Source organism: Virgibacillus profundi, from assembly GCF_002287375.1.
GTDB classification, from domain to species: domain Bacteria; phylum Bacillota; class Bacilli; order Bacillales; family Amphibacillaceae; genus Virgibacillus_K; species Virgibacillus_K profundi.
Map to the genome: position 1 here is coordinate 49,867 of NZ_NPOA01000002.1, position 25,617 is coordinate 75,483.

General features: G+C 38.5%; 19 protein-coding genes. 16 read left to right on the plus strand and 3 right to left on the minus strand.

The genetic code is table 11. The annotated features are described in order from the left end of the window. Window positions 1-82 precede the first annotated feature (82 nt). Window positions 83-1,612 carry a D-alanyl-D-alanine carboxypeptidase/D-alanyl-D-alanine endopeptidase gene (dacB, locus tag CIL05_RS03370; protein WP_095654105.1) on the minus strand — a complete coding sequence of 510 codons (1,530 nt, stop codon included), beginning with the start codon at window positions 1,610-1,612 and terminating at the stop codon, window positions 83-85. A gap of 732 nt (window positions 1,613-2,344) precedes the next feature. On the opposite strand from dacB, the gene CIL05_RS03375 reads away from it, so the two are divergent. The 14 genes from CIL05_RS03375 to CIL05_RS03440 all read left to right on the plus strand — a co-directional run bounded on the left by CIL05_RS03375 (window position 2,345) and on the right by CIL05_RS03440 (window position 19,667). Continuing rightward, window positions 2,345-3,313 carry a Bug family tripartite tricarboxylate transporter substrate binding protein gene (locus tag CIL05_RS03375; RefSeq protein WP_095654106.1) on the plus strand — a complete coding sequence of 323 codons (969 nt, stop codon included), beginning with the start codon at window positions 2,345-2,347 and terminating at the stop codon, window positions 3,311-3,313. 81 nt (window positions 3,314-3,394) lie between these two features. Next, the gene (locus CIL05_RS03380; RefSeq protein WP_095654107.1) at window positions 3,395-3,877 is read left to right on the plus strand and encodes a tripartite tricarboxylate transporter TctB family protein; all 483 of its coding nucleotides are present in this window, start codon (window positions 3,395-3,397) and stop codon (window positions 3,875-3,877) included. A 24-nt stretch (window positions 3,878-3,901) separates the two neighbouring features. Then, window positions 3,902-5,407: a tripartite tricarboxylate transporter permease gene (locus CIL05_RS03385; RefSeq protein WP_095654108.1), complete on the plus strand. Its 1,506-nt coding sequence runs from the start codon at window positions 3,902-3,904 to the stop codon at window positions 5,405-5,407. Window positions 5,408-5,511: 104 nt separating this feature from the next. After that, window positions 5,512-6,921, plus strand: a complete 1,410-nt coding sequence (locus CIL05_RS03390) for a YfcC family protein (protein ID WP_095654109.1) — start codon at window positions 5,512-5,514, stop codon at window positions 6,919-6,921. 706 nt (window positions 6,922-7,627) lie between these two features. Then, complete coding sequence (gene nikB, locus CIL05_RS03395) at window positions 7,628-8,569, plus strand: nickel ABC transporter permease (RefSeq protein ID WP_095654110.1); 942 nt, start codon at window positions 7,628-7,630, stop codon at window positions 8,567-8,569. 23 nt (window positions 8,570-8,592) lie between these two features. Then, the gene (locus CIL05_RS03400) at window positions 8,593-9,489 is read left to right on the plus strand and encodes an ABC transporter permease (protein WP_095654111.1); all 897 of its coding nucleotides are present in this window, start codon (window positions 8,593-8,595) and stop codon (window positions 9,487-9,489) included. 17 nt (window positions 9,490-9,506) lie between these two features. Then, complete coding sequence (locus CIL05_RS03405) at window positions 9,507-11,045, plus strand: glutathione ABC transporter substrate-binding protein (RefSeq protein WP_095654112.1); 1,539 nt, start codon at window positions 9,507-9,509, stop codon at window positions 11,043-11,045. Window positions 11,046-11,052: 7 nt separating this feature from the next. Beyond that, entirely contained in the window at window positions 11,053-12,081 is a 1,029-nt protein-coding gene (locus tag CIL05_RS03410; protein WP_095654380.1) for an ABC transporter ATP-binding protein, read from the plus strand. After that, window positions 12,023-12,994 (plus strand): ABC transporter ATP-binding protein, encoded by a 972-nt coding sequence (locus CIL05_RS03415; RefSeq protein WP_095654113.1) that lies wholly within the window; start codon window positions 12,023-12,025, stop codon window positions 12,992-12,994. Before CIL05_RS03410 ends, CIL05_RS03415 begins: the two co-directional genes overlap by 59 nt. Window positions 12,995-13,571: 577 nt before the next feature. Continuing rightward, entirely contained in the window at window positions 13,572-14,558 is a 987-nt protein-coding gene (locus CIL05_RS03420; protein WP_095654114.1) for a LacI family DNA-binding transcriptional regulator, read from the plus strand. Between the two features lie 180 nt (window positions 14,559-14,738). After that, window positions 14,739-15,749: a Gfo/Idh/MocA family protein gene (locus CIL05_RS03425; RefSeq protein WP_095654115.1), complete on the plus strand. Its 1,011-nt coding sequence runs from the start codon at window positions 14,739-14,741 to the stop codon at window positions 15,747-15,749. 245 nt (window positions 15,750-15,994) lie between these two features. Beyond that, the gene (locus CIL05_RS03430) at window positions 15,995-16,975 is read left to right on the plus strand and encodes an ABC transporter substrate-binding protein (protein ID WP_095654116.1); all 981 of its coding nucleotides are present in this window, start codon (window positions 15,995-15,997) and stop codon (window positions 16,973-16,975) included. Between the two features lie 59 nt (window positions 16,976-17,034). Then, complete coding sequence (locus tag CIL05_RS03435) at window positions 17,035-18,609, plus strand: sugar ABC transporter ATP-binding protein (protein WP_338066915.1); 1,575 nt, start codon at window positions 17,035-17,037, stop codon at window positions 18,607-18,609. Further along, window positions 18,606-19,667: an ABC transporter permease gene (locus CIL05_RS03440; protein ID WP_095654117.1), complete on the plus strand. Its 1,062-nt coding sequence runs from the start codon at window positions 18,606-18,608 to the stop codon at window positions 19,665-19,667. Before CIL05_RS03435 ends, CIL05_RS03440 begins: the two co-directional genes overlap by 4 nt. Window positions 19,668-19,904: 237 nt before the next feature. Here the strand turns inward: CIL05_RS03440 and CIL05_RS03445 are convergent, their stop codons facing one another. Beyond that, on the minus strand, window positions 19,905-20,453 hold the full coding sequence (locus CIL05_RS03445) for an Hsp20/alpha crystallin family protein (protein ID WP_240510098.1): 549 nt from the start codon (window positions 20,451-20,453) through the stop codon (window positions 19,905-19,907). 73 nt (window positions 20,454-20,526) lie between these two features. Further along, window positions 20,527-21,873, minus strand: coding sequence for an alkaline phosphatase (locus tag CIL05_RS03450; protein WP_095654118.1), 1,347 nt, complete (start codon window positions 21,871-21,873; stop codon window positions 20,527-20,529). A gap of 1,138 nt (window positions 21,874-23,011) precedes the next feature. On the opposite strand from CIL05_RS03450, the gene CIL05_RS03455 reads away from it, so the two are divergent. Next, window positions 23,012-24,418, plus strand: coding sequence for a YfcC family protein (locus CIL05_RS03455; protein ID WP_095654119.1), 1,407 nt, complete (start codon window positions 23,012-23,014; stop codon window positions 24,416-24,418). Between the two features lie 31 nt (window positions 24,419-24,449). Next, window positions 24,450-25,601 (plus strand): M20 metallopeptidase family protein, encoded by a 1,152-nt coding sequence (locus CIL05_RS03460; RefSeq protein ID WP_338066916.1) that lies wholly within the window; start codon window positions 24,450-24,452, stop codon window positions 25,599-25,601. The last annotated feature ends 16 nt before the right edge of the window (window positions 25,602-25,617 follow it).

A 25,617-nucleotide genomic window follows, 5' to 3' on the forward strand; every position in this document is an offset into this window, starting at 1 on the left:
ACGAAACCGATATACCCCAAACCAATTAAAATAAAGCTGTTTTTTCCTCATTGGAGAGGAGAAAACAGCTTTCCTATTTTCCTTAAAACTCATGTCCTGCCAAAGCCGTTGCTATTGCATCCTCTATTGCCTGCATATTAGACCTTGAACCAAGGAAATTGTTAATCATTACAGAGAAAATTAAGTCCTCTCCATCTGCTGTTTTAACATAGCCTGAAAGTGCGGATACTCCTGTAAGCGAGCCTGTTTTTGCTGTGACATTGCTTTTGGCGGGTCCTGAAGTCATACGATATCGCAATGTTCCACCGACAAGTCGTTCTGATTCACCTGCAACAGGCAAGGAGTGTTCAAATGCAGGAAACCAGCTCTTTTCCTGGGCTTCATATAGCAGCTGTGCAAGATCGTTTGCTGGAATCATATTTTTATGGGACATTCCGGAACCATCCCGAAGCAAGATTGTATCTGGATTTACCCCAAGTTCGGTTATTGCTTCTTCCATAACTTCAAGCCCTTTATCCCAGCTTCCTTCATTGTGAACGACTTTTCCCATTTCCTTGGTCAAAACTTCACCATGGCCATTGTTGCTTAATTTCATAAATGGGATTAGCAATTCCTGTAGTGGCATGGATTCTTTGGAAGTGAGTATTCTTGTGTCATCAGGGGTTTCAGAAAACTTCACCTTAGAATTCCCGATGAAATTAATCCCATGTTCATTCAGTGATTTGCGAAATACATCCACAGCATATCCGGTTGGTTCCCATACGGATACCCAGGAGCGTGAATTGGAGCCATCAACTGGCATGGTTCCTTCTACTACAATTTTGTTGGATCCATGTTCCCGCTCGATAGAAATGCTTTTACTTTCACCTGAAGCGACCATTTCTGTTTTATTTTCAATTGTGACATAGTCCGTTTCCGGAGTTAATGTCACCTCTGCTTCTCCATCAGCTTCCTCAGCAGGGGTAACCTGGACAATGACTGTTCCCGCATCGTAATCTTCATTTGGTGAAAGATTCAGTGCTGAAATTTGCGCACCAGTGTAGAATGGTTCATCTGACCAATTTAGATCCTGGGAAAGTCGCACATCATCATACCAGGTGTCATCCCCGACGAGGTCGCCTTTAATTTTGTTTATGCCCTGGGCTTTCAAGTGTTTTGCAAATTGATCCAAGTCTTTTTTCAATAATGTTGGATCACCTTTCCCTTTTAAGTAAAGATCCCCATGTAGAACTTTCCCTCTTAATGTACCGTCTGTTAAAACCTCTGTACTAAAACGATAATCCGTTCCCAGTGTTTCAAGTGCTGCTGTAGCTGTAAGTAATTTCATGTTGGATGCCGGGTGCAGGCGAATGTCTCCATCCTGTGAAAAGAGTAATTCACCAGTATCCTTATTTTTTACACTGACGCCTGTCACTGTACCTTCCAGATGTTCATTATCAAGAATGGCTGCCAGTTTTTCTTCTAATGCCGCATTTTCCTCGAATTCGGTTTCTGCAACTTCTTCAGATGCCTTTACAAATAGCGATTCATTCTGACCCATGATAGGGATTGCTGCAAGTACTGCAATTACAATTAACAGCAAACCCTGCTTCAAGTAACTCTTCCATTTCATAAATATCCACACCCCTTATAGTTTGAATATTTTAAGTATAATGTATAATGCGAATAAATCTAGCGCTTTTACTAGAAAGGCATCCATGGACCCATGTAAATTTATAGATGCGGTACTTTTACCTTGGTTAGGTTTGATTCCTTTTAACCAGATGCGGAGGGGGAGGGGAGTTGAGAGAAGGCTTATGAAAGTTGAGAAATAAACCTGTAAGTTGAGAGATAACTTAATAAAGTTGAGAGATAATTGTATAAATCCCTATTCTCTCTCAACTCTGCAACGGTGTCTCTCAACTGCTCTCTCTCAACTTCAGCCGACACTCTCTCAACTCCCGGTACAAGTAGTTCAGGGCCTCTCACTTTCCAAATTTAAGAGGAGTGTTACTGGTCATTCTCATAAAAAACAAAAAAGTCCTGATCAATTGTGATTTCCATTACGTCTTTAAGAAGGTATTACCTTCTTAAAGCACTGGTTCATATAGAAGGTTTTATCTACCATTTACATATTCCTCCATATTCACACAAAATGTTCGGTAATTTTTAACATTTACCAACAAAAAGAAATCGAATTTTGTAAAATACTGTTTGACTGTAAGTGAAAAGTAAATTATAATACCATAAAGTGTTCAGATAATTTCCAATTGACTTCTATTTCTAGAAAGCAAAAAGATCTTCTGAATTACATATTTAAATTACTAAAATAGTAGTTGGTGGTTAAAAAGGAGGAGTTATATAAATGAGGAAAAAGAGAATGCGTTTGGTCGTTGGGTTTCTTTTGATTACTTCTATAGTAATGGTGCTTGCAGCCTGTGGGGCGGAAGAAGAATCTGCTGAAAATTATCCTGATCGTGAGATAGAGATGGTAATTCCGTGGGATCCGGGTGGTGGCAGTGATATCGAAGGAAGAGTAGTTGTCGATCATGTATCTGAAGCTATGGATGAATCTATGGTTGTTGTGAACATACCTGGTGTTGGTGGTACGATTGGAGCAGAAGAGTTATTGCAAGAAGAAGCGAATGGATATCATCTTGGTCAAATCCATGAAGGGCATCTTGTAGCCCATCATTCTGGAATTACCGATGTAAATTATGATGACTTTGTGCCGATTGCTTCGATGTCTTCATCTGATCAAATTCTTACAGTGTCGAGTGAACTAGGTGTTGATTCATTGGAAGAGTTTGTCGAATATGGGCAAGAGAATCAAATTAATTTTGGGGGAACAGTTAGTGGTATACCACGTGTCTGGGTAGAACAGATTGGTAAGGCATTGGATATCAATTATAACCTCGTTGGTTATGAGGGACTTGGCGAAGCAGTTCAGGCACTAGCTGGCGGGCATGTGGATGCTGTCATTGCAGATTACCCATCAGCTGCAGAATTTGTTGAAGCAGGTCATATGAAGTTCTTGGCCATCGGGACAAAAGAACGAACTGATTCATTACCAGATATTCCGACTTTTGTTGAATCAGGATATGACATAACAATGGGGATAAATCGTGGTTATGTGGCTCCGGCTGGTACTGACCAGAAAATTATTGATCTTTTAAGTGAAAAATTTGAAGAGGTTGCTAAAAGTGATGCATTTATTGAAGAAATTGAAGTACTTGGTGCAGGTGTAAACTTTATGGATCATGAGGAATATTCAGCATATCTGGATGAACAGAATAAAATAATAGAGGAAACTATTGCTGAGATAGAAGAATAGATATACGAAGGAAGTTAAATACGGAGGGCGAACAGTTAGCCCTCCAGTTCATCATATATTATACGAATCTAGGAGGTTAACATGGGTGAGATAGTGATTGGAATTCTATTAATTCTTTTAAGTGCATTAATATATTTTAACTCAGGGGATTTCCCGCAGCTAAATGAAACCCATTTGGATCCGGGTTCCTATCCAAAATTGCTTGCCTTGCTATTATTTTTATTATCACTGATCCTAGTAATAAAATCGTCAGTAAATTTATTGAAATCGAAGACTAGCCTTTTTGATTCGGGGATCAAGGACTTTCTGAAAAAACAATGGAAAGAATACAAGTTGGTTGTTTATAGTTTGGTTATATTGGGTTTATATATCCTTTTACTAAATGTGCTTGGATTCATTATTTCCAGTATTGCTTTTATTATTGCGGCAGGTTTATTAATTGGTCCAAAGAAGAAAAAAGACTTGATTACCATCAGTATTGTTTCTTTTGTAGTTACATTTGGGGTATATTTCTTTTTTGAGAATGTATTGTACGTCAGATTTCCTAATGGCATATTCTTTTAATTACTAGGGAAGGGATGGTGTAAAATGCTTGATTTAATGTTACTTGGAATAAGCGAGATTTTCCAAATACATATTTTAATAGTCATCTTTTTGGGGGTCATCGCTGGTATTCTAGCTGGGTTAATCCCGGGTTTTACTGTGACAATGGCAATCGTATTAACATTGCCTTTAACATTTGGGATGGAGCCAGTTACTGGTGTGGCAACAATGATTGGCGTTCTTGTTGGTGGTATGTCAGGTGGGCTTATTACAGCGACTTTGCTTGGAATTCCAGGTACACCATCTGCGGTAGCAACCACTTTTGATGCTTTTCCTATGGCTCGTAAAGGAAAGGCAGGGAAGGCATTATCTATTGGTATTTGGGCATCTTTTTTAAGCTCAATTATCAGTTTTTTTATACTTATTTCTATTGCGCCCCAAATTGCAAATCTGGCTCTTGAGTTTGGACCATGGGAGATGTTTTCCTTAATTGTAGCTGCGCTGACAATCATCGCGAGTGTGACAGGGGAATCCATTCTTAAAGGGTTGATCGGTGGAGTGTTTGGCTTGTTGATCGCAACAGTCGGCGCAGACCCGATTTCTGGAATCACTCGCTTTACTTTTGATTTAGATGTACTTCGGGCTGGGATTCCATTCTTGGTGGTGTTAATAGGTATGTTTGCAATCTCAAGACTGTTTGATTCAGTGGAACGCACAGAGTTGGATAGGGATATCAAACAAAAACAAGAAGATAAAATTCAAGGTATAAAATTTGTGTTAAAGCCGAAAGAGACACTCATTTCAGTTATACGAAAACCAGTCAATCTTATTCGCTCTTCTGTTATTGGAGCCATTATAGGTGCCATACCGGGTGCTGGAGGCAGTATTGCAAATTTAATTGCATACGACCAAGCAAAGAAATGGTCGAAGGAGTCGGATAAATTTGGTACTGGTCATGAAGAAGGGGTAGTCGCTTCAGAAGCTGGAAACAACTCTACTGTCGGTGGAGATTTAATTCCAACAATTGCTCTAGGTATTCCTGGTTCAGCTGTAACAGCAGTATTATTATCTGCTTTGATGGTACATGGATTAAACCCTGGACCATTGCTAATTACAAATGAGCCAAATATCGTTGGGGGTATTTTTATAGCATTTTTAGTTGCATCATTTTTTATGCTAATTTCACAATTTTTGGGTATTCGATACTTTGTTAAAGTCACGGAAATACAAACCCATATATTGTTCCCACTGATTATGTTGTTATGTGTAGTAGGTACGTTTGTATTAAATAATCGTATAACAGACATCTATTTATTGTTTATCATAGGAATTGTTGGTTACTTGTTCACAAAATATAAAATCGCACTGGCTCCAATCATTATTGGGGTTATCCTTGGGCCGATTGCTGAAGTGAACCTGCGCCGGGCATTTATGTCAGATCCTGAATGGACGCTATTTCTAACACGCCCAATTTCAGTGACTTTCCTGATACTTGCAGTAGTATCCATTCTCTTTACCATATGGCAAAGCAGAAAGTCCAGTTCAAGATAGAAGGGTGTTCTAATTAAAATCGCTGTCCGTTTTGAGAAGCATAGATAAATTATGCAGACAAAACAGGCAGCTTTTATTGCAACAAGATTAGTTGGGGGAGAATTATGAGTCAGACTAAACTTTCAAAAAAGAATAAAAAGAAGCGTGAGTTTCCGCATGTTTTTGTTCTTTTATTTATTATTGTTTTAATTGCTGTGGCATTAACCTATATTATTCCTGCTGGGGAATTTGAACGAATAGAAGATCCTGAGACTGGTAGAATGATTGCTAAAGATAATTCATATCATCTTGTGGAACAACAGCCGGTTAGTATTGTGGAGATACCGGGTTTATTTATAACGGGGTTAAATGAAGCAAGTGATATCATTTTATTCATATTTGTTGTAGGTGGGGCTTTTCAAATTATTACGGCAACAGGAATCTTTGATTTGGTTGTCAGAAAAGTTGCTCACTTTTTAGGAAATAGACAGATACTTATTATTCCAATTTTCTTAACGCTCTTTTCAGTCGGTGGTTTTACTATTGGTATGACTGTGGAAGGATTGGCATTAATTCCGCTTGCCATAGCCCTTGCAAGGTCTCTAGGCTATGATGCCATAACTGGCTTGTCAATGGTTTTTATAGGAATGTATTCCGGATTTATATCTGGATTGATGAATCCTTTCAATGTTGGAGTTGCGCAACAGATATCTGAAGTTCCTATATATTCGGGGATGTGGCTACGAGCCATTCTTCTTGTTGTATTGTTGATTACGGCAAGTATATATATCATTCGATATGCAATTAAAGTTAAGAAAGATCCAACAAAAAGTATCGTTTTTGATATGGAACAGCGTGCTAAAAAAGAAGATAAAGTCATTGAGAATTTGCGTTTTCAAACAAAACATTATTTCGTTTTTCTAACAATTCTCTTAGGACTTGGATTATTAGTATGGGGAGTAATCAATAAAGGCTGGTATATTAATGATATCGCAGCACTCTTCTTAGCGATGGGGATTATTGCAGGGCTTTGTGCGAAATTCACCCCAAGCCATATTGCGGAAGAGTTCATTGTTGGAGTAAAAGCATTTGCTTTAGGGGCACTAATTGTAGGTGTTGCCAGGGCAATTCCTGTAGCATTAGAAGAAGCTCTGATTATAGATACGGTTATTAATGGATTGGCTAACTTGGTTGTTGTTTTACCCGATGCCATTCAAGTTTTAGGTATATATTTTGTTCAATCTATTATTAATTTCTTTATAAATTCCGGTTCCGGACAAGCTGCTGCAACAATGCCAATAATCGCTCCATTAGGTGATTTGATAGGTATCACGAGACAAACAGGTGTATTAACTTTTCAGTTAGGAGATGGATTTACCAACTTGATTTTTCCAACTGGAACTACACTAATGGCTTATTTAGCAGCTTCTGGAGTGCCGTATGAAAAATGGGTGAAATTCATTTGGCCCTTAGTTCTTATATTCATTGCAATAGGCGGTATTTTTATTGTTGTTGCTAATGTGATTGGATATTAGGTATCGGCTCTGGGTTCTAATTTGTAAGTGAATTTTAGCTGTTAGTTTTGATATTTAATGCAGATAAATTAGAGAGGAGAAAACAGCTTTCCTATTACCCTTAAAACTCATGTCCTGCTATCCCAAGAGTTGAGAGAGAATCGGCCGAAGTTGAGAGACAGCACCGCAGAGTTGAGAGAGGATAGGGAATTATACAGTTATCTCTCAACTTTCAGGAATTGTTTCTCAACTATTTATAAGGATCTCTCAACTACCCTCCTCCTCCTCATTCTGTACTCCAAAGAATCAGATTAAACTAATAGAATCCTTTAAAAGCCTTAATCCAAATTTACACATTTAACCATATTTGCACAAAATATTCGGTCATTTATAATAATTACCTACAAAAAGAAACATAATTTCGTTAAAACCTGCTTAAATGTAAGTGAAGATTAAATTATAACACCATAAAGTGTTCAGATGATTTTTGATTGGCCTCTAACTCGGAATAGGTAAAATTGTATTTCTATATACTACGAACCTAGCTACCCTCTTATTGTTAAATACAAAATGAATGCAAATTTATATTAATAGTGCAATAAATGAAAGCTATTTAATAAAAAACCTTATTTTTGAATGGAATTACTGTTGACAAATGTATATTTAGATAGTACTATAAAACATAATTTAAAAAATTAGAAAATTACATATAAAGGGGGGGCGAAAAATGATTGGGTTAATTGTTAGAAGGTTTATTCAGTTGCTATTATTGTTATTGGGTATTTCATTTTTAGTATTTATGAGCATGCATCTTGCCCCTGGGGATCCAGCTACTGTTATTGGTGGTCCTACTGCTACTGCTTCTGATTTGGAAGCTATTAGAAAAGACTTAGGTTTAGATAGACCGGTACTAGTGCAGTATGTGGATTATTTAGGAGGAATTCTTCATGGTGACTTTGGATATTCTTTTCAAACAAATCAATCAGTCAGCGATGCAATAATAACTCGATTTCCCAATACGCTAAAACTAGCAACTGCAAGTATGGTTGTTGCTGTGATTATTGGAATAATAGCTGGAATATTGTCGGCAATGAAACAAAATTCATGGATCGACATATCGAGTACAACATTTGCGTTAGCGGGAGTATCAATCCCTAACTTTTGGTTGGGTACCATGTTAATCCTTATCTTTGCTGTGAATTTGCAATGGTTGCCTGTTGGGGGATTAAGTTCACCAATATATACTATAGAAGGAATGAAGCAGTTGATTTTACCCGCTATTACGCTGGGGACTGCCTCCGCTGCGTTAATTGCCAGAATGTGTCGATCTGCAATGTTAGAGGTTATTAAGTCAGATTATATTCGTACAGCTCGTGCAAAAGGAGTCAAACAAAAATCTGTAATATGGATACATGCACTTAGAAATGCAATGATCCCTGTTGTAACAGTTATAGGTATCAATTTTGGTGGTTTACTGGGAGGTACCATCATTACGGAACAGGTATTTGCTATTAATGGTGTTGGTAGACTGATGATTGACGCTATTGCAGCAAGAGACTTTCCAGTTGTACAAGGTACAGTTCTTCTAGTTGCTGCTATCTTTGTTATAGTCAATTTAATTGTAGATATAATATATGCATTTATTGATCCTAGAATAAGTTATGACTGATAGCAGAAGGGAGGTTAACTTTAGTGTCAGCAGATATTGCTTTAAATGAAAATAAAACAAAACCGCCTAAAAAGGAAAAATATTATGTTCAAACAATTAGACGGGTTCTCAAGAATAAGTTGGCGGTATTCGGTATTATCATCATATTTATTCAAGTTATTTTGGCTATTTTTGCTCCTTTGCTTGTAAATTATGGTCCGTATGTTCAGGATTTGTCTCAAACAAAGCTCGGTATTGGTGCAGAAGGACACTTTCTTGGAACTGACAACTATGGAAGGGACATGTGGTCGAGGCTGGTATATGGTGCCAGAATTTCACTCATAGTAGGTTTGGCTGCAGTTGGTATTGGTTTGATTGGTGGTATAGCATTAGGACTTATCAGTGGTTATTATAAAAAATTAGATGGAATAATCATGCGTATTGTCGATCTTCTATTTGCATTTCCTGGTATTTTACTTGCAATGTTAATTATTGCAATGCTGGGAACCAGTTTAGTGAATGTTGTTATTGCAATCAGTATCTGGTCCATTCCTGGATGCGCCAGAATAGTGCGTGGCAGTGTGTTATCCGTGAAAAAGCAAGAATATATCTTAGCCATGAAGTCAGTAGGGGCAAGTGATATCAGAATTATTTTTAAACATATTTTACCTAATTGCACCGCTCCTATAATTGTATTTGCAACAATGAGAATGGCAACAGCAATACTATCTACAGCAGCATTAAGTTTCCTGGGATTGGGAGCCCAACCTCCAACACCTGAATGGGGAGCCATGATTGCTGCAGGACAGGATTTTATGTGGGATGCCCCGCATATGTCAATTATTCCAGGAATAGCAATTATGTTGACTGTTTTTGCATTTAATGTAGTCGGTGATGGATTAAGGGATGCCTTAGATCCGAATATGAATTTAGATATGTAAAAGAGGGGGAAAGGTCAATGAAAAATAATAAAGTTCTATTTCTTGCATCGTTTTTATTGATAATAATCGTATTTGTAGCTGGATGTAGTGAAGAAAGTAGCGGTGGTGATGCTGAAAGTAATACCACACAGGAGATTACTTATGCCTCTACTTCGGATGTGGTTGGTTTATCGCCGATAGATACGAATGATTCAGTTTCTTCTAATGCGACATTCCAAATATATGAAACTTTATTTATAAAAGACCCGGAGACAATGGAAATTCAACCATTGCTAGCAGAATCCTATGAGACTCCTGATGATAATACATGGGAAATAAAATTAAAGGAAGATATTACCTTCCATGATGGTACTCCATTTAATGCGGAAGCTGTAAAGTATACGTTTGAACAAATTAAAGATCCAGAAAGAGCTGCACCAAGAGCATCCTTACTGGCACCTATAGATACAATCGAAGTAAAAGATGAATATACTGTAGTTCTTAAAACAAAAGAGCCGTATGGCCCGATGTTGTCAGCTTTAAGTCATACAAATGCTGCAATTGTCAGTCCTACTGCTGATAAAGAAGGCGATATTAATAAAGAACCTGTTGGTACTGGACCATTTACTTTTGTGGAATGGGCAGAAGGAGCTCATGTAACGTTAGAAAAAAATGAGGATTATTGGCGCGAACCAGCCCAATTAGATAAAGTAACTTTCAAAGTAGTGCCAGAGAGTTCTACAGCTATTTCAATGCTAGAAACAGGAGAAGTTCAGTTTTTAGATGCATTACCTTCTGATCAACTTCCCAGAATTGAATCTCTAAATGATGTGGAAGTACAAAAATCTGAAGGTACTCGTGTTTCCTATTTAGGATTTAATATGGAGAAGGAACCTTTTAACGAATTAGAATTCAGACAAGCTATCGCTTATGGTGTTAATCAGGAAGCCTATGTCGAGCAGTTAAATGGGTTGGGAATTTTTAATGAAAGTATTATTGGCCCGAAAGTGTTCGGTTATAATGAGGAAGCTAGTGAAGCTACTTATTCATATGATAAAGAGAAAGCTGAACAAATGATCGAAGAAAATGGATATAGTGGTCAATCGATTACACTTTTGGCTGCAAATCGCGATAATTATATGAAAATGGCTGAAATCGTCCAATCCCAATTAACAGAAATTGGACTTGATGTACAAATTGAAACGATGGAATGGGGAACTTTCCTGGATACTACAAGAAAAGGTAACTATGAAATGACTTTCTTAGGATGGTCAAATAGTACCGCTGATGGAAGTGAATTACTATATCCTAACTTGCATACAGACAATATAAATGCTTCAAATTACAGTCGTTACAATAATGAGGAATTTGATAAGCTGGTTGAAGAATCTAGAATGTCAGTGGATCAGGATTACAGAAAAGAAAAACTGCATGAAGCAAATTTAATGGCGATAGAAGATGCACCTTGGATTGTAATGGAACATGGTATGGTAACAGCTGCTTATCATACGTCAGTTGAAGGCCTGATTGTAGATCCAACCGGTTCTTGGTCGCTTTATAATGTTAGTAGAAAGTAGGGATTTAATGGAACAGTTACTTCAAGTCGATAATCTTGTTACCCAATTTCGAACAGCCAAAGGTAAGTTAAAGGCTGTTCGGGGTATCTCCTTTTCTGTGAAAGCAGAGGAAACATTATGTATTGTAGGTGAATCTGGATGTGGGAAAAGTATAACATCCTTATCTATAATGGGTCTGTTACCATCGAATGGGGAAATTTCACAGGGTTCTATCCGTTTGGGAAATGAAGAACTGGTTGGGAAGTCAGATGAGAGATTACGAGAATTTAGAGGTAATAAAATGTCGATGATCTTTCAGGAACCGATGACTGCATTAAATCCAGTGTTTACTATCGGCTTTCAGTTGCGTGAGCCATTAAGAATTCATAAAAACATGACAAAAAAGGAAGCTACTGCTAAAAGTATAGATATCCTTACGAAAGTAGGAATATCAAGTCCAGAAAAAATGCTTAATCAGTATCCGCATGAGCTTAGTGGTGGTATGAGACAAAGAGTCATGATCGGAATGGCTCTGGCTTGTGAACCATCACTATTAATTGCGGATGAGCCAACAACGGCTTTAGACGTGACAATCCAGGCTCAGATTCTTGATTTGATTGATACATTGAAAAGTGAGATGGGAATGGGAGTTGTGTTTGTAACCCATGATATGGGAGTTGTTGCAGAAGTAGCTGATCGTGTAATGGTTATGTATGCTGGAGAAGTCGTTGAAGTAGGTACAGTAGATGAGCTTTTCTCTAATCCCGGGCATCCATATACGAAAGGGTTATTAGCCGCAGTGCCGAATGTTGATGATGTAGATCAGGATTTATCGATCATTCCCGGTTCTATGCCGAGCTTGGATGATCAAATAACAGGATGTCGTTTTCATTCTCGATGTCCATATGCTATGGATGTTTGTAAGGAAAAAACACCTCCATCATTCAAGGTATCAGGTACACAAGAAGTAAAATGCTGGCTTCAGGAGGTCGACAATAATGGTAAATCAACCACCTCTTCTGGAAGTGGAGAAATTAAAGAAATATTATCCAATTAAGGGCGGGATTATCCAACGGACGATATCAAATGTAAAAGCAGTTCATGATGTTAGTTTAGAAGTTCATGAAGGCGAAACTCTTGGTATTGTGGGTGAATCCGGATGTGGTAAGTCAACATTAGGTAGAACAGTTCTTGGATTAGAAAATCTAACAGAAGGTTCGATTCGTTTTCGTGGAGATAATATTGGTGGTCTATCAGATCGAAAACTTAAAAAGTATAAAAAAGACATGCAAATGATATTTCAAGATCCATATGCTTCATTGAACCCGCGACAAAGAATTGGTGATGCATTAGAAGAAATATTAATCATTCATACCAAATTATCAAAAAAGGAAAGAAGAAATCGTGTTCAGGAGCTTTTAGTAGAGGTTGGATTAAAAGATGAACATTTTGATAGATATCCCCATGAATTTAGTGGGGGACAACGGCAAAGAGTAGGAATTGCGCGAGCGCTTGCAGTAAATCCCTCATTAATAGTATGTGATGAAGCCGTTTCTGCATTGGACGTTTCCGTTCAAGCACAAATCATAAAGCTTTTAAAAGAGTTGCAATCAACTCACAATTTGACTTACATGTTTATTTCGCATGATTTAGCTGTTGTTCGACACATGAGCGATAGGGTCTTAGTTATGTATCTTGGAGCAACGGCAGAATTAGGAAATTCAGACCAAATTTATAACAATCCGCTACATCCTTATACAAAAGCTTTACTGTCTTCTATTCCACGTCCAATCCCGGGCAAAAAGAAAGAACGGATTCAGTTAGTAGGGGATCTGCCAAGTGCATCTGATTATCCAAGTGGATGCCCATTTCATACCAGGTGTCCCATTGCAAAGTCGCATTGTGCAGAAGTTCGGCCAGAATGGCGTGAAGTGGAAGAAGGGCATTTTGTGGCTTGTCATGAGGTTTAGTACGGATCAGGTGCCTCGAAAAGACCATACAACAATTATAGATGTTGAAAAAAAGCTGTTTTTTCCTCAAAGGGAGAGGAGAAAACAGCTGTATTATTTTTTTTAAAACTCATGTTCTGCCATAGCTGTTGCTACTGCATCCTCTATTGCCTGCATATTAGATATTGAACCAGCATTCTACCCATTGCCATTTTCAGTTATAATGATACGAAAAGTTGAGAGATCCTCGTGGATAGTTGAGAGACATCTTATGAAAGTTGAGAGATAACTGTATAAATACTGATTTTCTCTCAACATTGCGACGCTTTCTCTCAACTTTGACCCATTCTCTCTCAACTCTGCGACATCGTCTCTCAACTCCGGCCGTCTATCTCTCAACTTCTGAAGATACCCCACGTTCCTTAGGGGGTTGTTCAAAGTCACTTTCAGAGTAAGAATAAAACAGTAAACCTGTCCCTGTATCCCAAATAACATTATTTTATGAAAAAACTAAAAATTCTATATTGACAAATAAGTCATTACCTTTTACAATATATTGTAATCGATTACAAAGTAAAAAATGAAAGTAGGAATCATCATGGCAAATATTCAGCAGATTGCTCAAGAAGCAGGTGTTTCCGTTGCAACGGTATCGAGAGTATTAAATAACGCTACCTCTGTAACACAAAAGACGAGGCTTAAAGTAAAAAGGGCGATAAATGAGCTGAATTATGAACCAAGCATGCTTGGGCGAAATTTACGAAAGTCAGAAAGTCGTCTTATTCTTGTACTACTTCCTAGCATTTCCAATCCTTTTTACAATGAAATTATCAATGGGATCCAAAATTCTTCAATTGCGAATAACTACAATATCCTTCTTTGCGAGACAGACTCCAAACCTGAGAGAGAAAATATTTATTTCAACATGGTCAAGAACAAACTGGCTGACGGTGTTATTTCGATGGATCCAACCGTCAATATGCAAAAACTGAACGAACTAGCCAAAAATCATCCGGTTATTCTCTGCAGTGAGTATGAGGAGGGGGGGACTATTCCATATGTCACCATTGATAGTGAGCTGGCTGCGTACCAGGCGGTTAAGCATTTGATTAGACTGGGGAATGAAAAAATTGCACTTATTAGTTCTGATGAAAAATTCCTTTATGCGAGGCTTCGCAGGGCTGGATATGAACGAGCATTGAAAGAGTTCCAACTGCCCATTCGAGATGAGTGGATTTATCATACAAAGGAATTGGAATTTCAGAATGGTGTTCAAGCAATGAGAATGTTGCTTCAGTTAGAGGAAAAGCCTACAGCGGTGTTTGCCGTCTCTGATACGTTAGCAATAGGTGCATTAAAGGCATTGAAGGCAGAATCAGAGCTTCCTAATCCGATTGCGGTTGTAGGCTTTGATAATATTAGCTTTTCCAATATGACATACCCTACTCTTACGACCATTTCGCAGCCGATGTACAAAATGGGTTATCTTGCAGTCGATATGCTGATGAATAGTATGAAGGATGAAAAAGTAGAAAGCATTGTCTTAGATCATGAACTGATTATTCGAGACTCTACCATGTGGTAGGAAGGGTGAATGATTTATATACCGAGGAGAAGTATAATTTTTTGACAGTAAAGCATTTCATATTTCTTTCTGTATAAGTAAGCAATACTTCGAAGTCTTTACATCGCAGACAAAAAGTATTTTTCGTTGAATTAAGGCTTGGCGATAAGTCAGGTTTTCTAAGAGGGGGAGGTTTTTATTATGAGGTTTAATGTAGGAATTATTGGTTGTGGATCGATTGCTCGATTCCGTCATGCGCCTGAGTACAAAGCCAATCCTTTTGTCGGTGAAATCATCTTTTATGATCGGAATATGGAGAGGGCAGAAAGCTTAGCTAAAAGATTTGGCGGGCGAGTCGCTGGGACGCTTGAAGACTTATTAGCGGATCCGACCATTGTTGCAATTAGTGATTGTTCCTCAAATGAAGCTCATCATATCCATACATCGAAAGCGCTATTAAGCGGCAAGCATGTTTTATGTGAAAAGCCATTAGCGATCAGTGTGAAACATGCGGAGGAAATTATCGAGGCAGAACGTAAATCGGGGAAAAAATTAATGGTTGACCATAATCAACGATTTACAAAAGCACACCAAAAAGCTAAGGAAATTTTGGAAAAGAAAGAACTGGGAGATGTGCTCACTTTTAGGACAACATTTGGTCATCAAGGCCCGGAAAGCTGGGGAGTTACGAAATCAAATGCTACCTGGTTTTTTAAAAAGGGGCGCTCACACTCGGGTGTTGCCGGTGATTTAGGAATTCATAAAATTGATTTAATCCATTACTTATTGGATGACGAAATTGAGGAGGTGCATGCCTTTTATGGTGCTCTTGATAAGATAAATGAACAAGGACAACCGATTGAAGTTTGCGATAATATCGTTTCTGCATTAAAAACGAGGAAAGGTCGATTGGGAACAGCATCCTTCTCCTGGACCTATTACGGAAGAGAAGATAACACTACGACAATTTACTGTCAAAAGGGTGTTATGAAAATCTATCATCATGATGATGCGCAGCTTATCATTGAACAAAACGATGGATCTGTAATCAAATACGAGCTGGAGCCAATCCAAACGAATGATAATCAAACAAGTACAGGTGTTATCGATGCTTTTATTGATTGCATAGTAAACGACAAGGTTCCTCCTGTAACAAGTCGTGAAGCCTTAGCTTCTCTGAAAGTGATCGAAAAGATGCTTGGATCTGAATAAATGGGAATAAACTGGCGGAAAAATATTCAAAATAGTCTAATTTAATTTTAGATACTTGTAACGGATTACATCTATCTATAACCGTAGACAATTATTGAAGAATCTTTAAAAACGGGACATGAGGTTCAGGTGGTGAAATTACTTTTAAATAATTGAAAGCGCATTCACATATTGACTGTAGAGATTTCTTACTATTGGTTTCACAAACTATTAATATATATTTTAAAAATAAGGAGGTTTTTTAATTGAAAAAGCTAGTTAGGCTGTTTGTTCTACTTGTATTGGTTATGGTACCAGTGTTGACTGCCTGTGGTTCAAATGACGCATCTGGAACGGGGGATGAAGGTGGAGACAGTGATTCGGCTGAGAAGTACAAAGTAGGTATTCTAGCGCCAGCTGTTACACATGGTTGGGTTGCTGCGGTTGCATATCATGCGGAATCACGTGCCGAAGAATTATCCGATGAAATTGATTACCAAATTCATACAAGCAGCAATGCTTCTGAAATGACTTCACAGCTGGATGATTTGATAACCTGGGGTGCAGAAGCGATTGTAGCATTCCCGCAATGGGAAGGGATGGAAGTTCCTATTCAACGTGCGTTGGATGAAGGGATTGAAGTTGTCAACTTTGATATCGCTATTGATGTAGAGGGCGTGCATCGAGTTGCAGGTGACAACTACGATATGGGTGTCCAAGGAGCTAATTATGTGGTAGATAAGATTGGTACGGAAGGTGAGGTAGTTATCTTAGAGGTGCCTTCAGCTGGTTCGGTTTCTGAATTAAGAAATGCTGGATTTGTTGAAAAAATGGAAGAAATTGCTCCTGATATGAATCTTCACACATATGCGACACAGTTTACGAGAGAAGATGGATTGAAGGATTTTGCTGATATTTTAACAAGTATGGATCATATTGACGCTGTGTACTCCATGGATGATGAAACGTCAATTGGTGTTTTGCAAGCAATCAGTGAAACGGGAAGAACGGACATTCAAGTCGTAACCGGCGGTGGTGGTATGCAGGAATACTTCGAAATGATGCCAGAAAATGAAGATATCTGGATACAATCTGCACTATACAGCCCGGCTATGGTTAAAGATGCTGTTGATATCGCAGTTGATTTACTGGATGGCGAAACAGTTGAAGCGGAAACTGTCATCCCAACAACAGTAGTAGACCGGGACAACTATGAAGAATTCCTTGACGAAGGATCCCCGTACTAAACTGGAACGTTTGGTGACGGCTTCCTCGTCCTTGAAAGAAAATTAAGGGGGGTTATGGCTTGGCTATAGCCTTTCTTTTCTTTCTTACATACAAGCATGGAGGTGATTATGTGAAAATTGAGATGAAAAACATTCAGAAGTCTTTTGGGAATAACGATGTCATCAAGGATGTGTCCTTTTCTGTGCAAGGTGGTGAGATCTGTGCATTGCTCGGAGAAAATGGGGCGGGTAAATCCACTTTAATGAATATTCTTGGTGGCGTTCTTCAAATGGATTCCGGTTCAATTTTAGTAGATGGAAAAAAAATAAACTTTGAAACACCCGGGGACTCACTAGAAGCGGGAATCGCCTTTATTCATCAAGAGCTGAATTTAATCAATGATCTGCCTATTTATGAAAATATGTTTATGGGGCGGGAGATTAAAACGAAACGAGGAAGCCTTAATTTAAAGGAAATGTATGATAAAACGGCAAAAATGTTTGAACGAATGAATGTGGATTTGGATCCTGGAAAAATGGTTCGTGACCTGGATGCATCTTATAAACAAATTGTTGAAATCTGTCGTGCGATGATGACGAATGCATCAATTATTATCATGGATGAGCCAACCACATCTCTAACCGATTCCGAAATTAAACGGGTTTTTAAGATGATGGAAACGATGAAGGAGCAAAACGTTGGTCTCATTTTTATATCCCATAAATTAAATGAAGTTATGCAGATTTGTAATCGATATCTCGTGCTTCGGGATGGAAATTTGGCGGCAGAAGGTAGTGTGAGCGATGTAACGACAAAGGATTTGGCCAGTTACATGGTAGGCTATGATGTGAGAACGGAGTCATTGCGTAGAGAAAAAGAGAATGATGAAAAATTAGGTGATGAGGTTTTAAGAGTGGAAGGGCTGACAGATCACCAGTTTTTTCGAGATATCAGCTTTTCTATTAATGTTGGGGAAATTGTTGGTGTGACAGGCCTTCTCGGAGATGGCCGAAGTGAGCTTTTTCAAGCAATCTTTGGTGCAGAGAAATTTTTATCAGGAAAAATTTACTTAAATGCTACAGAAGTCAAAATCAAAAGTACGTACCAGGCCATTAAAGAAGGAATTGCGTATCTTCCTCGTAACCGTAAAGAGAATGGAATTATTAAGGATATGAATATTATCGAAAATGCCTCGATTGCCACATGGCCGATGTTTTCAAGGCATGGTGTTATTAACACTGATAAGCATTGGCAGAACTTCCAGAAGCAGCGTGAAACATTAAGGTTGAAGATGGGTGAGCATTCAGACAGCATTAACAGTCTTTCCGGTGGAAACCAGCAAAAGGTTGTTCTGTCGAAATGGTTGGCGGCGAATCCAAGAATACTGATTTTGGATAATCCTACACAGGGTGTCGATGTAGGTGCAAAAGAAGATATTTACGATATTATTTTAAAGCTTGCGGAAGAGAACATTGCCATTATTGTACTTTCCAGTGAAGCGCAAGAAATTATCCGCGTATGTGATCGGGCATTTGTCATGTATCACGGCGTTATCCAGGGTGAAGTTCGTGATGAAATGATGAACGAGCATACGATTATGAGACTAGCAACTGGTGGGGAGCTAGAATTAGAGAGGAGCGAACAGCCATTATGATGCCGGAGTTGAAAAACACGCCCCCTGAAAAAAAGAAAAGGACTTTTTTTGATTGGTTTAAATATAAATGGTCGAATGATCCATTGTTCAGTATTTTAATTGCCCTTATTATTATGGTTATTCTACAAACCTTAACATTGGGGTTTGATTATAATTCAGTTGGCGAATGGTTCCAGACCTGGATAAATAACTGGATTAATATTCTACGTAATAACGCTGGTATAGGAATTGTTGCGCTTGGGATGACCTTTGTCATTATGACAGGAGGAATTGACCTGGCTGTCGGTTCCACTTTAGTAATTACTGGCGCATTTTCGATGTATCTCCTGGATACGGGAAGTCAGGGAATCCTGGGTGCAATTGGTGTAACAGGACTGCCCGCTATCATTCTTACTATTATTATGGTGTTGGGTTTTGGATATCTATTAGGTGCTCTTATTGGTGTGACCGTCACAAAGGGGATGGTTCCCCCATTTATCGCGACTTTAGGAGCGATGATGATTTTCAGAAGTGTAACCCAGCATTTTGCACAAGGGTACAACACAACTGTACCAATGGAATTTTTACAGATATCAAGCTTTAAAATGGGAAATTTAATGATTATGCCAATCATTTATTGGGCTGTCATTGCTGCAATTCTCTATTATGTGTCGAAGCGAACCACCTTTGGCAGACAAATTATTGCGGTTGGATCGAATGAGAGGGCCGCAATGCTCTCCGGGATTAATGTAAATAAAGTTAAGCTTCGTGTATATGCATTGATGGGGCTTCTTGTTTCGATTGCGGCGATTATTCAAGTATCACGTATCGGCTCCATGGACTTTTCCAACGCTGGACGCGGAATGGAAATGGATGCCATTGCAGCAGCGGTTGTCGGTGGAACCAATATGCTTGGAGGACGCGGGTTTATCCTCGGTACCGTATATGGAATGCTCATCATTGCAGTAATGAATAACCTGCTAAATCTATTTGGAGTACCACCATTCTTAAGAGAAGCATTTAAAGGGCTTATTGTAATTGTAGCGGTATTATTGCAGAGGAAGGAGAAGGGGGCCTAACCCATCGGAGGGAGTGTGGTGGAACATGGGGAACACTCCACCACTACGTTCATTCCTTAATTCTTTTTTATCAGCAGTAGAGGATAAAGGGACAAAAAAATGAACTGCGCCTCCAACTGTTATGTTTGTCTAACAATTAGGTGCAGTTCAAATCTGTCCACTTTATTTTGTCACTTTTTTCGTTTAAATGGCTTTGAATCAAAATAAAAGCAACGCCTACCGCAAGATTTTATTAAGTTATTCCTCAATATCAATATACTTCCTATTGGAATTCTTTTTCGGAATGGTAATTTTCAGTATACCGTCTTGAAAAGAAGCACTTGTTTCTTCTTCAGGGATTATAAATGGAACGGTTACAATCTTTTCCTTCCCCTCCACACTAATCCGTAATCTGTTTCCGATGATTTCGATATGAATCTGATCACGTTTATAGCCAGGCAATTCTGCTTTTACAATTATATCCGAATCCGTTTCCTGTACATCAACCCAAATAGATTTTAAATGTAATTGAGAATTAATTTGCTTAAATGATTCATTGAAAAAAGAATCCATTTTTTTCATAAAATCATGAAGCGGCCTCATATCAATATCAAATCCATCAGGAAATTTCCCTTTATTTGCGCCCAAAATGTCCACTCCTTCATAGTCATCTGTAATGATAAAATATGCATAGGAGGGGAAAAAGTTTGGGTGTTTTCGTAATCTTGCATTCAATATAGGTTCTATTAAAAACAAAAGTTGAATGTAATCAAAAGGTGCTGATCCCATTGCGATCAGCACCTTCATTACTCTGTCTGTTCTTCCTACTAGTAAAATCACTACAATAAGACAGGAAACTTTTACATTCCCCCCACACTCACTATTTCAATTTCATTGTTTCTGCAATCATTTTTGGCAGATCCGTATTATCATGGAAACCTGCAAATTTATCAGATTGTGGCCCATAAACATAAAGTGGGATATCTGCACCAGTGTGATTTGTACTTGTCCAGCCAACACTTGCACGTTCACTTATCACTGTATTTATTGCAAGAGACGCATTGTCAGCTGCTTGGATGACTTGAACTTCTTTTTCTGTCAAAGTAAGTCCAGTAGATGCTTCAACAACTTCTCCAATATTGGAGCGGTCATCATTTAACTGTGCTGCCATATGGTCTCCGGTTGCTGTCACATTTTTTAATACATCAGCATTTAATTCCATTGAGCCGTATCCACCCGTAGTCATACCACCAGTATCATGATCACCTGCAACAACTACTAATGTCTTCCCATCTTCTTTGGCAAATTCAATTGCTTCCTCTACTGCTTTTTCAAAAGCTGCTGTATCTGACATTGCCCAAGCAGCATCATTATCATGTCCTGCCCAGTCAATCTGGCTGCCTTCTACAACAAGAAAAAATCCATCTTTATCTTCTTCCAACACGTCAATTGCAGTCTTAGTCATCTCAGCAATACTTGGTTCCGCTGTGTCACCTCTGTGCAGTTCAGGAGAAAGTGCATCATCTGCGAATAGACCAAGCAATCTATCTCCATTTTCAACATCCAATTCTTCGATATCTGTTAATTCATCACGCGTTTCTACAAATTCGAATCCTTGATCTTCGGCTTGTTTAATTAAATTTAGTTCTTCTTGATTTCCATCTTGAGAGGCCGATAGAAAGTTATTTTTTCCCCCACCAAGCATGACATCTACGTCACTCGTAACGAGTTGTCTCGCAATTTCTGTTTCATTGTTTCTGTCAACCACATGTGCAGCGAAAGAAGCAGGTGTAGCATGTGTAATGGTTGAAGTGGCTACAAGTCCTGAAGATCTGCCATCTTTTTCAGCTGCTTCAAGAATTGTTTCCAGCTCATTTCCCTCTGGATCGAGTCCGATCACACCATTATTAGTTTTATTACCAGTGGCCATTGCCGTTCCAGCAGCGGCAGAATCGGTTATGTCAGAGTTTGCTGAATGCGTTGTGTACATGCCTTTTAAATGTTTATCCCAAATAGCTTCTTCCCCTTTATATACACGGTAATTCGCAGCATAATCGGGACTAAATCCATCAGGAATCATATAAATGACATTTTCCACTTTTCCATTATTTCCATTCCCTTTTCCTTTACCAGGATTGTCCGGCTTTGCAGCATCCGCCGCACCTAAACTTAATCCGGAAAATACAAGAGCTCCACTTAATGCAACCACACCTAGTTTTTTAAACATCAAAACGCTCCTCTCAATTTTTACTACACTGCTAGTTTAATAGATAGATATTGAAAGGGTGTTAATTGCCAGTAAACATTCAGTAAAGAAAATACGGTCAAACTTACCATTACTTTTGACGTGGGAAGTTGAGAGATCCTTGTGAATAGTTGAGAGATATTTAAAAAAGTTGAGAGATAGCTTAAAAAAGTTGAGAGGTTCTGGTGAAAAGTTGAGAGATAACTTAAGAAGTTGAGAGATAACTGTAAAATACTGATTCTCTCTCAACTTTGCGACACTGTCTCTCAACTTCGGTCGCTTTTCTCTCAACTCTACGCCGCCGTCTCTCAACTCCGGCTGATTCTCTCTCAACTCTACTACGCTGTCTCTCAACTTCGGCCTACTCTCTCTCTCAAATTCCGACGACGCTCCACCTGTCCCCACATCTCAGAAAACACAACTAAAGTCGGTTATGATAGTTTGGTGCTTCTATATAATATTTTATATATAGAGAGAGGAGAATGAAGTTGGAAAGTAAAAAAAATTATCGTTTCATTTACATAATCAGTCTTATTCTATTACTTTTTATGGCAGCATTTTTAATTATGATCTGCACTTTTAATTAATAACTGTCAGCAGAAGTTTGAAACTTCTGGTGGCGTTTTTTTTTAGTTGATTCTAAATGATCAGCCCCTGCTGCCTAAGGAAAGCATGAACTCATCAGAAACTTAAATATGTCTTGCGACTATAGGTAATGTGATGTATACTAATATTTATATAATTCCAAATTCCCATTTTAATACATAAATGTAAGCGATTACATAAAACCGGAGTACTACCAACCTTCCATAAACCTGAAAGGGGTGGACGGGCTTTCACTAACCACACAAACACTTCTGCTATATTACTTCGTTGTACCAATTTAGATTAAACCAATCATTACGGAAAAATTGAAGGATTTAAGCAAGGTATTCTTAATTATCCCGAAAGATTCTGCTTTGCTTATCAATTAAATAAAACACTTTCATCCCATAATTTTTTTATGAAGTGAGAGGTTTTTGTAAATGAAAAAATGTTGAAAAGGAGGCTGTCCGAATATTATTATCGAATCCGCTTATTAAAAATAAGTGGAAAATAATAAAATAGGGGAGGAAAACAAATGATTCCAGAAAGCAATTCAACAATCGAATCAGAAAGCAGGTTTAAGGTACCGCATGTTTATGTTATTATCTTCAGTTTAATTGTCATTGCTACCATTGCTACATACCTTGTTCCTGCAGGGGAATACGAGCGCATTATAGACGGTGATGGGAGAGAAGTCGTTGTTGAAGGTACATTTACACAGATTGAATCAAGTCCAGTTGGTTTTTTAGGTATTTTTCAATCCCTTCACCAGGGAATGGTTGATGGTGCAAGTATTATCTTCTTTATTTTTATCATCGGCGGTGCTTTCGGGGTTTTCCGGGCCACAGGGGCCTTGGATGGTGCCATTAACAGTATCTCTACTAAAATGAATGGGAAGGAAATATATCTGATTCCCGTATTAATGATATTTTTTGCTTTAGGTGGAGCCGTATTCGGATTGGCTGAAGAAACGATTCCATACATCATGATTATCACGCCACTCGCGCTAATGCTTGGGTATGATTCCATTACTGGTGCGGCGATTGTATTAGGTGGTGCATCCGCCGGTTTTTCTGCAGCATTTATGAACCCTTTTACCGTTGGTGTAGCACAGGGAATTGCTGAGCTGCCTATATACTCCGGTTTTGTGCCCCGGGTTGTTTTCTGGTTAATATTTGTCAGTGTAAGTATTACGTACGTCATGTTGTATGCGAGAAAGATTAAAAAAGATCCGACAAAGAGTATTATGTACGAAGAAGATCAAAAAAGAAATGATAACTTTAATCAGGATGGGCAAAAGATAACTGCGCGTCAAGGTATAATATTAGGAATTCTAATATTGACCGTTGTTGTTTTGGCGTTTGGGGTAATGGAATATGGATGGTATATTACAGAAATTGCCGGATTATTTTTTCTCATGGGTATCATTATGGGGATAGTTGCAAAAATGCATGTAAATGAAATAGCCGAAGCATTTGTTAAAGGCTGTGAGGTACTGGTGCTTGGGGCCTTGGTTGTTGGATTCGCTTATGCTATTTTGGTTGTGCTGCAAGACGGGAAAATCATGGACACCATATTGCATGGATTAGCTAGTGCTGTTAGCTCATTACCAGCTGGGTTAACTGCAGTGGGAATGTATATTTCCCAGGCGATTTTAAACTTTATCGTCCCATCTGGAAGCGGACAGGCAGCACTAACTATGCCGATTATGGCTCCACTATCAGACTTAGTAGGGGTAAGCAGACAAACAGCGGTATTGGCTTTCCAGTTTGGTGACGGTATCTCCAATATTTTTACGCCAACATCCGGCTACTTTATGGCTGGACTGGCTGCGGCAGGGATAACCTGGACAAAGTGGGTACGCTGGGTATGGCCATTAATTTTAATTCAGTACGTACTGGGGGCAATTTTTATAACAATTGCACATTTATTTATTTTTTAAGCGGCACTGAGTTGTGAAGGGTGGAGACTTTTTGAGTGAAAAAACAATGCATCAATTGGTGGAACAGGCAATAAATGATAGAAGATATTTACATCAGCATCCTGAATTGTCTGGGAAAGAATTCGAAACGTCGAAATTTATCCAGAAGCGGCTGGATGACTTGGGGATAGAAACGTTGAATTATGAGCCCCCAAGTGTCATTGGATTCTTAAAAGGCACAAAAGGGGATAAAACGATAGCATTAAGAGCTGATATTGATGCACTTCCAATAACGGAAGAGGGGGATAAAAGTTATATTTCGCAAATTTCTGGTGTAGCACATGCATGTGGACATGATGGTCACACGGCAATTTTACTTGCTGTTGCAAAATGGATGTCAGAAAACCAAAACGAAATGGAACCCAATGTTATGTTTATTTTTCAAACATCAGAAGAAGTAATTCCAAGTGGTGCTGAACACTTAGTTAAACTTGGTGTTATAGACCAGGTAGACGCGGTGTTCGGGCTTCATCTATGGCAGGGGATGGAAAAAGGTAAAATTGGTTTGGCACATGGCCCGATGATGGCATCAACTGATGACTTTGAGATTATTATTGAAGGTGCGGGTGGACATGGGTCTATGCCGCATGAAACCGTTGATCCCATTTATGTTGCATCACATATTGTCCAAGGACTGCAATCCATTGTCAGCCGTAAAACGGATCCGATGCAGGCCAAAGTAATTACGGTTAGTCAAATTGAATCCGGATCGGGCTATAATATTATTCCAAGCTCAGCAAAACTGCAGGGGACGGTAAGAGCATTTAATTTAGAGACAACGGAATTGATACGTTCTAAAATGCAGCAGATTGTAGAAGGAATCTGCGGAAGCTTTGATGCAATAGGAAAGCTTAATTATATGAAAGGCACTCCTCCATTGATCAATGATTCTGAGCAAAGTCATTTTGTGGAAAATGTTATTCGGACTTCATTTGGTGACGATGTTTTCGAACTTGTTGATCCTGTAATGAGCGGTGAAGACTTTTCAAATTATTTACTAAAAAAACCGGGTGCCTTTATTTTTGTTGGTATGAATGGAGAAAAAAGTTCCTACCCACATCATCATCCACGATTTGATATTGATGAGGATGTTTTTGCATCATCCATTGAGTTGTTTATAAACGTTATAAGGAATTTTAATTAATATAAAATACTTTCAA

What these genes read in the sequence shown, in the direction of transcription:
- CIL05_RS03390 (WP_095654109.1), top strand. Translation starts at nt 5,512, where the DNA reads ATGAGTCAGACTAAACTTTCAAAAAAGAATAAAAAGAAGCGTGAGTTT.
- CIL05_RS03415 (WP_095654113.1), top strand. Translation starts at nt 12,023, where the DNA reads ATGGTAAATCAACCACCTCTTCTGGAAGTGGAGAAATTAAAGAAATAT.
- CIL05_RS03375 (WP_095654106.1), top strand. Translation starts at nt 2,345, where the DNA reads ATGAGGAAAAAGAGAATGCGTTTGGTCGTTGGGTTTCTTTTGATTACT.
- CIL05_RS03450 (WP_095654118.1), bottom strand. Translation starts at nt 21,873, where the DNA reads ATGTTTAAAAAACTAGGTGTGGTTGCATTAAGTGGAGCTCTTGTATTT.
- CIL05_RS03385 (WP_095654108.1), top strand. Translation starts at nt 3,902, where the DNA reads ATGCTTGATTTAATGTTACTTGGAATAAGCGAGATTTTCCAAATACAT.
- CIL05_RS03455 (WP_095654119.1), top strand. Translation starts at nt 23,012, where the DNA reads ATGATTCCAGAAAGCAATTCAACAATCGAATCAGAAAGCAGGTTTAAG.
- CIL05_RS03425 (WP_095654115.1), top strand. Translation starts at nt 14,739, where the DNA reads ATGAGGTTTAATGTAGGAATTATTGGTTGTGGATCGATTGCTCGATTC.
- CIL05_RS03440 (WP_095654117.1), top strand. Translation starts at nt 18,606, where the DNA reads ATGATGCCGGAGTTGAAAAACACGCCCCCTGAAAAAAAGAAAAGGACT.
- CIL05_RS03405 (WP_095654112.1), top strand. Translation starts at nt 9,507, where the DNA reads ATGAAAAATAATAAAGTTCTATTTCTTGCATCGTTTTTATTGATAATA.
- nikB (WP_095654110.1), top strand. Translation starts at nt 7,628, where the DNA reads ATGATTGGGTTAATTGTTAGAAGGTTTATTCAGTTGCTATTATTGTTA.
- CIL05_RS03380 (WP_095654107.1), top strand. Translation starts at nt 3,395, where the DNA reads ATGGGTGAGATAGTGATTGGAATTCTATTAATTCTTTTAAGTGCATTA.
- CIL05_RS03420 (WP_095654114.1), top strand. Translation starts at nt 13,572, where the DNA reads ATGGCAAATATTCAGCAGATTGCTCAAGAAGCAGGTGTTTCCGTTGCA.
- CIL05_RS03445 (WP_240510098.1), bottom strand. Translation starts at nt 20,453, where the DNA reads ATGAAGGTGCTGATCGCAATGGGATCAGCACCTTTTGATTACATTCAA.
- CIL05_RS03410 (WP_095654380.1), top strand. Translation starts at nt 11,053, where the DNA reads ATGGAACAGTTACTTCAAGTCGATAATCTTGTTACCCAATTTCGAACA.
- dacB (WP_095654105.1), bottom strand. Translation starts at nt 1,612, where the DNA reads ATGAAATGGAAGAGTTACTTGAAGCAGGGTTTGCTGTTAATTGTAATT.